This is a genomic window from Collinsella sp. AF25-2LB (genome assembly GCF_003458415.1).
Lineage (GTDB): Bacteria > Actinomycetota > Coriobacteriia > Coriobacteriales > Coriobacteriaceae > Collinsella.
This window is the reverse complement of record NZ_QRUF01000006.1, coordinates 1-12,461: the sequence shown is the minus strand read 5'-3', so window position 1 is coordinate 12,461 and position 12,461 is coordinate 1. Positions and strand designations below refer to the sequence as shown.

At 59.8% G+C, this 12,461-nt stretch carries 11 protein-coding genes; 7 read left to right on the top strand and 4 right to left on the bottom strand.

The features are described from left to right. The first annotated feature begins 110 nt into the window (after positions 1-110). On the top strand, positions 111-1,454 hold the full coding sequence (locus DWY51_RS04070) for a folylpolyglutamate synthase/dihydrofolate synthase family protein (RefSeq protein ID WP_117769969.1): 1,344 nt from the start codon (positions 111-113) through the stop codon (positions 1,452-1,454). Between the two features lie 351 nt (positions 1,455-1,805). Here the strand turns inward: DWY51_RS04070 and DWY51_RS04065 are convergent, their stop codons facing one another. The 4 genes from DWY51_RS04065 to DWY51_RS04050 form a co-directional block, all read right to left on the bottom strand. Then, positions 1,806-2,894 (bottom strand): Xaa-Pro peptidase family protein, encoded by a 1,089-nt coding sequence (locus DWY51_RS04065; protein WP_117769968.1) that lies wholly within the window; start codon positions 2,892-2,894, stop codon positions 1,806-1,808. A gap of 537 nt (positions 2,895-3,431) precedes the next feature. Beyond that, positions 3,432-3,842, bottom strand: coding sequence for a DUF1667 domain-containing protein (locus DWY51_RS04060; protein WP_117769967.1), 411 nt, complete (start codon positions 3,840-3,842; stop codon positions 3,432-3,434). A 4-nt stretch (positions 3,843-3,846) separates the two neighbouring features. Next, positions 3,847-5,208, bottom strand: coding sequence for an NAD(P)/FAD-dependent oxidoreductase (locus DWY51_RS04055; RefSeq protein ID WP_117769966.1), 1,362 nt, complete (start codon positions 5,206-5,208; stop codon positions 3,847-3,849). A 1-nt stretch (position 5,209) separates the two neighbouring features. Continuing rightward, positions 5,210-6,664 carry an NAD(P)/FAD-dependent oxidoreductase gene (locus DWY51_RS04050; protein WP_117769965.1) on the bottom strand — a complete coding sequence of 485 codons (1,455 nt, stop codon included), beginning with the start codon at positions 6,662-6,664 and terminating at the stop codon, positions 5,210-5,212. 406 nt (positions 6,665-7,070) lie between these two features. Between DWY51_RS04050 and DWY51_RS04045 the strand changes: the two genes are divergently transcribed. The 6 genes from DWY51_RS04045 to DWY51_RS04020 all read left to right on the top strand — a co-directional run. Next, positions 7,071-7,502 (top strand): zinc ribbon domain-containing protein, encoded by a 432-nt coding sequence (locus DWY51_RS04045; protein WP_055251579.1) that lies wholly within the window; start codon positions 7,071-7,073, stop codon positions 7,500-7,502. A 225-nt stretch (positions 7,503-7,727) separates the two neighbouring features. After that, positions 7,728-9,491: a threonine--tRNA ligase gene (gene thrS / locus DWY51_RS04040; protein ID WP_117584100.1), complete on the top strand. Its 1,764-nt coding sequence runs from the start codon at positions 7,728-7,730 to the stop codon at positions 9,489-9,491. Positions 9,492-9,816: 325 nt separating this feature from the next. Next, positions 9,817-10,407: a hypothetical protein gene (locus DWY51_RS04035; RefSeq protein ID WP_117769964.1), complete on the top strand. Its 591-nt coding sequence runs from the start codon at positions 9,817-9,819 to the stop codon at positions 10,405-10,407. An 87-nt stretch (positions 10,408-10,494) separates the two neighbouring features. Continuing rightward, the gene (locus DWY51_RS04030; protein WP_117769963.1) at positions 10,495-11,196 is read left to right on the top strand and encodes a sugar transferase; all 702 of its coding nucleotides are present in this window, start codon (positions 10,495-10,497) and stop codon (positions 11,194-11,196) included. After that, positions 11,197-12,066 (top strand): glycosyltransferase family 2 protein, encoded by an 870-nt coding sequence (locus DWY51_RS04025; RefSeq protein WP_117769962.1) that lies wholly within the window; start codon positions 11,197-11,199, stop codon positions 12,064-12,066. A gap of 3 nt (positions 12,067-12,069) precedes the next feature. Beyond that, a partial coding sequence (locus DWY51_RS04020) for a sugar nucleotidyltransferase (RefSeq protein WP_158556902.1) occupies positions 12,070-12,461 on the top strand: 392 nt, incomplete at its 3' end.

Here is a 12,461-nt window from a genome sequence, read left to right as displayed (position 1 = left end):
ACTTGGTTGTGGCCTTGAGGTCGCTGCAAAGCGGTGTTTGGCTGATATTTTGTATGGGAGGGGCTCGTTGTTGATTCGGGCCTCTTTTTATGTTGAGGGGACTTTGGGTTATGGCTAAGCGTTCTGGGTCTTATGTCGTTCCGTTCTCGTTTGAGTTGCTTTCGTTTGATGAGGCTGTTGGGCTGGCTGCTGATACGGGGCGGATTTCTGGGGATGCTGGTCCTCTGCTTGAGACGGTTGTCGATATGCTCGATGAGCTGGGACGTCCGGACGAGTATTTCGATTGCATTCAGGTTGCCGGTACCAATGGCAAGACATCGACCACGCGTTTTTCGGCTGCCATCCTTCGCGGCGAGGGGCTCAAGACTGCGCTGTATACGTCGCCGCAGCTTGTTCGCTATCCCGAGCGCATGGAGGTTGATGGGCGCGTCGTGAGCGATGAGGCGTTTGCCCGTGGCGTTTCTGCTGCTGTTGAGGCGGGGCGTCGCGTGAATGCGCACCGTGTGGCGGCGGGGGAGCGCGCCTATACCATCACGCCATTTGACTTGCTGACGGCTGCCGCACTGGTGGTGTTTGCCGAGGCTGCAGTGGACGTTACTGTGCTCGAGGTTGGCATGGGCGGTCGTTGGGACGCCACGAGTGCGACCGATCCCGTCGCCGTGGCCATTACGGGCATTGGGCTCGACCATACTCGTATTTTGGGCGACACGCTTGAGGCTATTGCGGGGGAGAAGGCTGCGGTTATTAAGCCCGGACGCCTGGTTGTACTGGGCGAGGGCACGCATGAGCCGAGCGTTCAGCGTGTGATGGATGCCCGTTGCCGCGAGTGTGATGTGGTGCCGCTGGTGGTCAGCCACGCCACGACCAAGGTGCCGGAGCACGTGGGCGACACAGTTGAGTTCAGCTGCACCACGCCGCGTGCGATCTATACGTCGAGCATGGTCAAGCCGGCCTATCAGCCGCAGAATGCCGCGTGCGCGATTATGCTGTGCGAGGGGTATCTGGGTCGCGAACTCGACCATGACAAGCTCGATGCGTCGCTTTTGGGCTGTCCCACGCCGGGTCGCTTTGATGTGCTGGGAACCGATCCGCTCAAGCTGATCGACGCCTGCCACAACCCCCAGAGCTGCGAGAACTTTGTGAGCGCACTGGACGAGATCGATCCGTGTGTAGAGAATCGCCCCACGCTGCTATGTGCCGCGCTGGCAGACAAGGACGTGGCGGGCATCGTCGACGTGCTTGTTCCGGCTTTCCCGCGCGTGGTCGTGACCCAGACCGATTCCGATCGCGCCCTGCCGGCAGAGGAACTCGCCGCCCTCGTTGATGCCGATAAGCTCGCGGGCGTATACCCGAGCGTGTCCGAGGCCCTCGCTGCCTTCGATGCCGCGGGCGAGTCCTTCGTAGCAGCCGGCACTATCACCCTAGCCGGCGAAGTAGCAGGCCTGCTGCGCTAACCCATCCCCTCATCAGTTGCGGTGAAATGCGGACTGTTTTACAAGCCAGAAGCCTCAAACAGTCCGTATATCACCGCAACTCAAAAGCAGCCAATTTGGGACGGGGCTTTTTTAGCTGCCCTGTGCCCCGAGTTGACTCGCTTGCCACGAAATGGGGCTATCTACTACGTTTTACCGACTACCCTCGACCACACGGAAAATCGTGAAATCAAAACCGCAGGTAGAGGGCTTGTCATTTTTCAAAAAAGACCCGCATGGTTGACCCATGCGGGTTAAACGTAGTGGATAGCCCGTTTTCGCGGCGCGACGTTAGCGGAATGTGTCAACGGGGCTGTCCCTTTGACACATTGTCTAGTCTAGGCGGACCGGATCGTGGGGGTAGGCGTTGAGAATCTCGATGCCGTTCTCGGTCACCAGGGCTAGGTCCTCGATGCGGACGCCGGTGCGGCCGGGGAGGTAGATGCCCGGTTCGATGGAGAACGTCATGCCCGGCTCTACGACCTGTTCGTTGGCGAGCGAGACGTCGCCCGGTTCGTGGTCCTGCAGGCCAATCGAGTGTCCCAGTCGATGCGTGAAGTACTGCCCATAGCCCGCGCCTTCAATTACGTCGCGCGCGGCGCGGTCCAGGTCGCACATGCGCACGCCTGGTGCTATGAGCGCCTCGGCGGCCTCGTTGGCGCGGCGCACGATGTCGTAGATGCGTGCCGTCTCCTCGTCCGGCTCGCCCCAAAAGAACGTGCGTGTCATGTCCGAGCAGTAGTTGCGGCGTCGCCCACCAATGTCGAACAGCACCACGTCGCCGCGCTTGAGTACCGTATCGTCGGGCTCGTGGTGCGGGTCGCCGGCGTTGGCGCCAAAGCTCACGATGGGCGGAAAGCTAAAGCCCTCGCAACCGTGCTTGCGATACAGACCGAGCATCTGGTCGGCAATTTCGCGCTCCGTCACGCCTTCATGGACGAGCTTGATGGCGTCGGCCATCACGGCGTCGTTAGCGGTCGAGGACGCGCGCATCAGCTCCTGCTCGGCTGCATCCTTGTAGGTGCGCGCGGCGGTGACGGCAAAGTCGCCCAGGAAAAACTCGCTGGCGGCGTGGCGCTCCATAAGCGGCATCAAAAAGCCGGAGCGCATGACGGTGTCGATGCCGAGCGGTTTGGTCGGATCGACCTCGCGAACGATGGCGTCGGCTACGACGTCGGTATCGGTGTGGTAGGCGACGCGGGCATTGTCATACTCGGGCAGCTGATGAAGGGCGTTGACTAGGATCACCGGCTCGGCACCGCGCGCGAGTAGTACGCCGCAAAAACGCTCGAACATATCGGCATAAAAGCCGGTCAGGTAATAGATCGACCACGGGTCGTTTACGAGCAGCTGCGCACCGGGGTGCTGAGCCTCGAGCGCATCGAGCACGCGCGCCACACGCTGGTCATCGACATGTGCCATGAAACATCCTTTCGCTAGGGTGCCACCATGGTATCCCCAATGCCAGGGTAGTCAATTTGGGACGGGCTATTTTAGCTGCGTCAAACATGCGGAATGATTTTTCTGGGACGGGGATTAAATAATCATTGGGTGCCGAATGATTATTTAATCCCCGTCCCAGAAAAATCATTTGAGCGAGCTGATAGGTAAAAGTAGTCAATATAGCCCGTCCCAAATGGGTTGGTTTCAAAAGTATGGCGGATTACGGGGCTGGACCTGTATTACTTGACCATGGGAAAAATCGCGAAAACAAAAGCGCAGGTAGACGGCTTATCAAAAATCGAAAAATGCCGGTATGGATGGGGGTCTCCGAATCAGCCCCGTAATCCGGCATAGTTTTGAAATGGCACTAAAGTAGGCATAGGCTAAATACCAATTCCAAGGATAGTTGCGGTGGAATAGTTCCTGGATGCCGGGGTCTTGGCGGAAATCAGGATCTATTTCACCGCAATTGAGGAGGGGCGGGTGGATGGCGGGGTAGCTAGAAGAGCCCTGCCCCTAATTAGCTTCTTGGGCTCGGTTGATGTCCATGCTGGCGATGAGGTTGATGCTGGTGCCGAGGAGGTCTTCCAGCATGATGTCGCCCATGCGGATGGGGGCGTTGACGACTAGGCCTCGGATGAGGTTCATGGCTTGGGCGTGGAGCGCCAGCGGGACGGCTTCGGCCGTGCGCACGGGCAGCAACGCCTCGTCGCCTCCGGATACGGCCACGGTGGTGGTGAGTACGCGCATGGGGCAGGTGAGTTCCTGATGTGCGAACCTATCACCGCGCGGGCAACTGTTGCCGGTCACGGAGCGCACCTCTGCCACGGCGCCGTCTGCGTCACGCTCTACCTCTACGGTCAGAAGGCATTCGGATGGGCAGGTCGTGCAGTTGAACTTGAGCGTCTCGATCGCGTTCGTGCTCATGGCTCTACGCCTCCTCAGCGGGGTCGACGGACAGGACAATCTCGCTGACACCCAGGTCGAGTATACGTTGAATCACCTTTGCCGGGAGTGGGAAGCTTTCCATAACGCTTGGCTTAAACGCGCGGACCTTGCCGGTGAACAGTTCCTCGCCGTCGGCCAAGATTCTCACGCGGGCGGCGTCGACGGGTCGGCGCACGCGGAAGTTCAGCTTGGTGAGTGCTACAGCCGTAATGCGTCCCGGCAGCGCGTAGCCCGCAATGCCGGCAGGGGAGACCGTGAGCTGGCAACCCGCGCCCGGAGCGCCCGCCTCGGCATCCGCGCCGCCGCCCAGCGCGTACGCCGCCGCAGCTGCGCCAGCTCTCTCGGACTCACACGTCACGTTGTCGGCCAAGTCGTGCACGTGCAGGACGTTGCCGCAGGCAAAGATGCCCGGCACGCCCGTCTGCAGACTCTGGTCCACCACGGCGCCGCGCGTGCGCGGGTCAAGCTCTACGCCCGCGGCAACCGAAAGCTCGTTCTCGGGTATCAGACCCACCGAAAGCAGCAGCGTGTCGCACGGAACAATGCGCTCGGTCCCCGGAATGGGCGCCAGGCGCTCGTCGACTTGGCTTACCTCGACGGCTTCCACGCGATCGTGCCCAATTACACGCGTCACGGTGGTGGACAGGTGCAGCGGAATGCCAAAGTCGTCCAGACAGTTCTTCACATTGCGGCGCAGCCCGTTAGCGTACGGCATGAGCTCGTACACGCCCTCGACCGAAATCCCCTCGAGCGTGCAGCGACGTGCCATGATCAGCCCGATATCGCCCGAGCCCAAAATGACGGCGCGCGAGCCGGGTTTGAGGTTCTCGATATTGATGTATCGCTGCGCCAAGCCGGCCGTAAACACGCCGGCGGGACGACTGCCGGGGATCTTGATCTCGCTGCGGGTGCGCTCACGGCACCCCATGGCAAGGACGACTGCGCGTCCGGTGAGCTGCAACATGCCGGCAGGGCTCATGAGCGTGACGGTATGGACCGCGGTGTCTTCCGTAGGCTCGCCTGAATCAATCCCAATCACCATGCTGTTCAGGAACAGCGCAATGTCGGTTGCGCGTACCTGGTCGATAAAGCGCTGCGCGTACTCGGGACCGGTGAGCTCCTGTTTAAAGTGCGACAGGCCAAAACCGGGGTGGATGCATTGGCGCAGAATGCCGCCCAGATGCTGTTCGCGCTCCACGATGGCCACGTGCGCGCCGGCCTTATGCGCGGCAAGCGCGGCCGCCATGCCGGCAGGTCCGCCGCCGATAACGACCACGTCGAAGGCCTGCGTTGCCACGCCCTCAATGATGCCGCTATCAATCGCGCTCGATTTGAATTCCGCCATCCTAGCGCACCCCCTTCAGCGGTCCCTCAACCAACCAAGATCCAGCATCCTCCAGCAGTACCTCGCTGGGGTCACAACCCAGCTCGCGGGCAAGAATCGCCACCACGCGACTCTGGCAAAAGCCACTTTGGCACCGACCCATGCCCGCACGACAGCGGCGCTTGACGCCCTCGACCGAAACCGCGCCCGGGCGGCGTCTGATCGCGGCCACAATCTCGGCCTCGGGCACCGTCTCGCAGCGGCAGACAATCTGGCCCCACGCGGGATCGGACTCGATCAGCTCCTCCTTGCGCGCCAGCGATGCGCGGTCAAAATCGTCCGGCGCGCGGCGAATTGGGTTCCAGTCCGTCCGCTCGTGCAGCTCCACGCCCGCCTCGCGCATCACAAGCTCCATGCGCTCGGCAATGGCCGGCGCGCTCGCCACACCCGGCGACTGAATGCCCGCCGCCTGGAACAGCCCCGGCACCACGGCTGACTGTCCAATAAAGAAGTCGTTCGTTTCCTGAATGACCGGACGCCCGCCGGCAAATGCGCGCACCACGCGGCGCGTATCCAGATCGGGCACCAGCTTGCGCGCGTCGGTCAGCAGCGCATTCACATCGCTCGCATAGGTCTGCGTGTCGCCCGGCTCGCGCACGGCAGCCGTGGCGGTGATCACGGTGTTGCCATGCACGGTGCCTGTCACGATAACGCCCTTCGACACTGGCGTCGGCACGGGGTAGAGCGGCATGAGCGTGCGCGGCTCCTTGTCCAGCACCACGATGTTGCCTTGACGCCAGACCATCTGGAACTCCTCGGCACCCGCCATATGCGAGATGTCGGCGGCGCCGTTGCCGGCGGCGTTGATCAGGTAGTGGCAGCGCACGTTGCCAGCGGGGGTCGCCAGCGTAAAGCGCGCGTCATCGCCCGAGCCCGCGACTTCAATCACTTCCACCGGCGCGGACCGCATAAACGTCACCCCGTTGGCCACGGCGTTCTCCAGCGCGGCGATGGCAACCTCAAACGGGTCGACAAAGCCAGTGGAGGGGCACCACAACGCGCACGTTGCATCGGCACTGGCGCGCGGCTCCAGTTCGTGGATGCGGTCGGGTCCGACGATCGACAGCTCGGGCACACCGTTGGCAAGGCCGTTGCACCGTAGCTTCTCCAGATGCGCGCGGTCCTCGTCGTTAAAGCCCAACACCATCGACCCAGTGCGGCAGAACAGAAAGCCCAGTTCCTGTGCCCATGTACCGTACAACTCGCAGCCACGGGCGTTGACCTGTGCCTTTACGGTTCCCGGCGCCGGATCGTAGCCGGCGTGCACCAGGCCGCCGTTGGCCTTCGACGCGCCCAGCGCAATATCGTTAGCCGCCTCGACCACGCAAATGGACAGGTCATAGCGCGCGAGCTGCCGCGCGATGGCGCATCCGGTGATGCCCGCGCCGACAATCGCGATATCAAACGTTTCTGTCACAGTGCCTCCCAGACGAGTTGACAGGCTGTCAATAAGACTATCCTACGGTCTGCACACCCCTAGCGCGGCGGCAATGCGGCGAACAGCCCCGCAACACCCGCCAACGGCAGGCGAGGGGAGACCCGGCAACGTCGATAACCTCGTCTGCCGACAGCTACGGCAACCTTTCGTCTCGATCTGTAACAGTTAGACGAGGATTTGGGTCCCAGATGTTACAGATTGAGACGTTAGTCTGGCGGGTCATCCGTTTATCTCGATCTTTAACATCTAGACCCGGATTCCGCTCCTAACTGTTACAGATTGAGATGTTTGTGTCCGCGCCAGCCCCGTCCCTAGCCGTGGTCCCATATAAACAAACCCCGTGGTAAACTTGTCCGGACTGTTAATATTCCGAAAGGTACCCGTAATGTCCAAGTACATCTCCGAGCTCATGTCTCCGCAGCTTATGGGCGTCGTCTATGCCTTTGTTGGCTTTATCATCGCCCTGTATGTGCTGTCGGTCGTCTATGTGTTCATCGACGCTCGCCGTCGCGGCGCCAGCGCCTACGTGGCATGGGGCATCATCGCCCTCATCCCGTTTGTGGGCCTCATTGCCTACCTGGTCCTGCGCCCGCACTCCTACGCGTCCGACCGCGAGGAGCAGGAGCTGGACATGGCCCTGCGCGAGCGCCAGCTTGCCCAGTACGGCACCTGCCCGCAGTGCGGCGCGCCCATCGAGAAGGACTTCGTCGTCTGCCCGGTGTGCGATACCCAGGTTCGCAACGTCTGCCCCAGCTGCCATCGCCCGCTCGATGCGCACTGGAAGGTCTGCCCCTACTGCCGAACTCGCATCCAGTAACGCATCCATCGCTGGGCCGGCCGCAAGCCACGGGCACACCGCAAGCCATGCGCGCCCCGCAGCCCCGCCCCACACGATGAAGCATGCGTAGAAAATCGCCCGCCGTGCCATTAAGGTGCGGCGGGCGCTTGTATACCAAGGCAACCTGCCTATAATGATGCAAGTTAAATCGCCGAGCGCATCGCACGCACTTGCATCAGGCATCCGAGAGGAGAAAACATACCCATGAAGGCACTCTACAATGACGGTTCGGTGGCCGAGCTCCCGCAGGACGAAGTCACGCACGTCATCCGCCACTCCGCCGCGCACATCATGGCGCAGGCCATCAAGCGCCTCTATCCCGAGGCTGACTTTGCCTACGGTCCCGCGACCGACAACGGCTTCTACTACGACGTCGACCTGCCCGAGGGCGTCAAGATCAGCGAGGACGACTTCCCCGCGATCGAGGCCGAGATGAAAAAGATCGTCAAGGAGAACCTCAAGTTCTCCGTGTACGAGAAGCCCCGCGCCGAGGCCATCGCCCTTATGGAAGAGCGCGGCGAGAAGTACAAGGTCGAGCACATCGGCGACCTGGACGACGACGCCCGTATCACCTTCTACCAGCAGGGCGACTACATCGACATGTGCGTCGGCCCCCACATCTGCTACACCAAGGCGCTGAAGGCCTTTAAGCTTACCGGCGTCTCGGGCGCTTACTGGAAGGGCGACAAGGACAACAAGATGCTCACCCGCATCAACGGCGTCGCCTTTGCCACCAAGGAAGAGCTCGACGAGCACATGCACATGCTGGAGGAGGCCAAGAAGCGCGACCACCGCAAGATCGGTCGCGAGATGGACCTCTTTATGATGCGTGACGAGGCCCCCGGCTTCCCATTCTTCCTGCCCAACGGCATGATCCTTAAGAACACGCTGCTGGACTACTGGCGTGAGATCCACCACAAGGCCGGCTACGTGGAGATCTCCACGCCGCTCATCATGAACAAGCAGCTGTGGAAGACCTCGGGCCACTGGGACCACTACAAGGACAACATGTACTCCACCGTCATCGACGACGAAGAGTACTGCATTAAGCCCATGAACTGCCCGGGCGGCGTGCTGGTGTACGCCTCCAAGCCGCACTCCTATCGCGAGCTGCCCATCCGCGCCGGCGAGATTGGCCTGGTGCACCGCCACGAGCTGCGCGGCGCCCTGCACGGCCTGTTCCGCGTGCGCTGCTTTAACCAGGACGACGCCCACCTGTTTGTGCGCCCCGACCAGCTGACCGACGAGATCGTGGGCGTGGTCAACCTCATCGACTCCGTGTACCAGAAGTTTGGCTTTAAGTACCACGTTGAGCTTTCCACCCGCCCCGAGGACTCCATGGGTTCTGACGAGGACTGGGCTCGCGCCGAGGAGGGCCTGCGCACCGCTCTGGAGAAGCTGGGCATGGACTACGAGGTCAACGAGGGCGACGGCGCCTTCTACGGCCCCAAGATCGACTTCCATCTAGAGGACTCGCTCGGCCGTACCTGGCAGTGCGGTACCGTCCAGCTCGACTTCCAGATGCCGCTCAACTTTGACCTGGAGTACGTTGACGCTGACGGCACCAAGAAGCGCCCCATCATGCTGCACCGCGTGTGCTTTGGCTCCATCGAGCGCTTCATCGGTATTCTGATTGAGCACTTTGCGGGCAAGTTCCCCACTTGGCTGGCTCCCGTGCAGGTCAAGGCGCTTCCCGTCTCCGAGAAGAGCCGCGACTACGCCCACGAGGTGTGCGCCAAACTGGAGGAGGCCGGCATTCGCGTGGTCTGCGACGACCGCGACGAGAAGATCGGCTACAAGATCCGCGAGGCCCGCAGCATCGACCGCGTGCCCTACATGCTCATTCTGGGTGAGAAGGAGGTCGAGGCCGGCAACATCTCCGTCCGCGATCGCTCCAACGAGACCGTTCAGATGAGCGTCGACGAGTTTGTTGCCAAGGTTCTCGAGGAGATCAAGACCCGCGCCTAAGGCAAGCTGCACAACAATTAACAAAGGCGACCGTCCGCAAAGGGCGGTCGCCTTTTTCTTAACAAAATAAGAAAAGCCGCTGGTTGAGCGGCTTTTTTTGTTGCACAAAAAGGTACAGGTTTTTGTAGAGGGGTATGGAGATTTATCTACCGGCAGGACATTTTGCGTAATCTGGGCAATCGTTGATTAATTGCTCGTATAATTGCCTATGTCGAAAGATACAAAAACCTGTACTTTTGCGACTGCGCCTAGCTGCGAGCGAGAAGCCTGTTCTAAACGCCCCTGCATTTGCGTACATCGCAAAGCCAAAAGAGGGGGCGAGAACATGGAACAGACGGCACGGCGCCAAGAGCAGCTGCCGGGCGCATTTAACGGCGCCACCACCAATAGCCAGCACGGCCGCGTCCGCTGGTATCTGGTTCACACCCCCAATGGAAAAGAGCGCGAGACCTGCGAAAAGGTCCGCCGTATTATCCCGAACAACCTTATGCAGGACGCTTTTGTGATGCAAAAGGAGTTCTGGTTTAAGCGGGATGGTGCCTGGTCGCTCCAAACCAAACCTATGTACAAGGAATACTTCTTCGTCGCTACGCGCGATGCTGCTGTGCTCGATAGGGCCCTGGCTCAGTTGAGCTTTGGGTGCCGTATCGCTGGCAGTAGGGAGCGGGCGTACATGCCCATGCCCGACGATGCGCAGGACTGGTACCGCAGCGTGTTGGATGACGACGGTGTGGTGCGCAACAGCGTGGCGCGCATAGAAGACGGCGTGTTGCACATAGAGCAGGGTCCCTTGGTGGGGCAAGAGGCCCGTGTAAAGAAGATCGATCGTCATAAGCGCTGGTGCCTGGTGGACGTGGGCGATGGTGGCTCCACATTTAGGGAGCTGCTACCGCTTGACGTGCCCAGCAAAACGTAAGGGAGACGTTGCACCGGCAAATTACTTGGTTTTTGGATTCATAGATGGGGGGGGGAGGTTCCTGGGGACAGGAACGTAAGTTTTATTGTGGCTGCTAAAGAAGTAACAGAGAGTTGTACATCAACGGTTGGTGCGCTGGCTTTCAATCAGATAAAGCCGAGCGGTACGCTTGGGTATCGCATCGTCAAGAGGCTGTTTGACCTTGTGTTTAGTCTTATGGCTATCGCTATTTTATTTATTCCAGTGGGCCTTGTGTGCGTCCTGATTTGTCTAGAGTCTCCGGGTAATCCCTTGTACACCCAAGAGCGAATTGGCAAAAATGGCAAGGTCATTAAGATCTTTAAGCTGCGCAGCATGGTTGCCGATGCGGGCAATGTTCAGAAGTATTTAAATTTTGAGCAGCTGCATCAGTGGGAAATTGAGCGCAAGGTCGATAACGATCCGCGCATCACTAAGGTCGGTCAGTTTATTCGTAAGTGCTCTATCGATGAGATGCCGCAGTTTCTTAATGTTTTAAATGGTGATTTATCCGTTATAGGTCCTCGTCCCATTACGCGTGATGAACTCGAAATGCATTTTTCTGATGAGGATAAGATCGTATTTCTTTCGGTTCAACCTGGAATTACCGGGTTATGGCAGGCAACGGATCGCAACGATGCGTCATTTGAAAGCGGTCTGCGCCAAAAAATCGAATTGCATTACGTACGGAACCGTTGTTTCCGAATGGATTGGAAGTGTTTTGCTGGCACTTTCGGCGCCATGTTTGGCAAGGAGAGGACGGGCCGATAGATGGAAATCTCCGTCATCATTCCGACTCTTAATGCTGAGCATGAAATCGATGGGCTTTTAATTGCCCTCGAACACCAGTCTATTCAGCCGGTTGATATCCTGATTGTTGATTCCGCTTCGGAAGATAAAACTATAGAGCTGGTCCGGCAGCACAAAAGAGTCCGCCTGCTGAAGATTGATCGCCAGGATTTCAACCACGGCACCACAAGAGACATGGCACTAAGGGAGTCGAGGGGTGACTTTGTATGCTTCCTTACCCAAGATGCTGTGCCTGTTTCTGATGATTACCTGGAGCGGCTTGTTGCTCCCATGGTTGATGATTCCGATATTGCTCTCGTAAGCGGCAGGCAGCTGCCTAAGGCGGATGCCCGACGTTTTGAACAGCTGGTGCGTGGTTTTAACTATCCCGACTGGCCATCCGTTCGTTCCAAATGTGATCTCGAGAAACTCGGTATTAAGACGTTCTTTGCATCTGATGCCTGTTCCGCCTATCGACGAACTGCATATCTCGAATGCGGCGGATTCGAGCACGTTAACACCAACGAGGACATGCTCATGGCGGCAAGGTTTATCGCCTCAGGGTTGAAGGTGGCTTACGAGCCGCGTGCGGAGGTCTATCACTCGCATAACTTGACGCCATTCCAACAGTTTGCCCGCAACCGCGCCGTCGGCTTCTTTCTCGAAACGCATGCGGACAATCTTATGCATGCAAGTGAGATCGGTGAAGGGGGCCGGCTCGTCAAAGCGGTCTCCTCCCAGCTCCTTCGGGAGGGCAATCTGGTCGAGTTCATCGCCTTCGGAGTCGACTGCTGCGCTCGCCTTCTCGGAAACCGCGCTGGTCGCAGGGCAGCAAGAAATGAAAGGTTATAGCCAATGAAAGGCATCATCCTCGCCGGCGGGTCCGGCACGCGCCTGTACCCGCTCACGCTCGTGACCTCCAAGCAGCTGCTGCCGGTCTACGACAAGCCCATGATCTACTACCCGCTCAGCACCCTCATGCTGGCGGGCATCCGGGACATCCTGGTCATCTCCACGCCGACCGACCTGCCCAACTTCGAGCGCCTGCTCGGGGACGGCTCGCGCTACGGCGTGAACCTGTCCTACGCCGAGCAGCCGAGCCCGGACGGCCTGGCGCAGGCCTTCACCATCGGCGAGGGGTTCATCGCCGGCGAGCCGTGCGCGCTCGTTCTCGGCGACAACATCTTCTACGGCAACGGCCTGTCGCGCCACCTGACGCGCGCCGTCCAGAACGCCGAGTCGGGCCG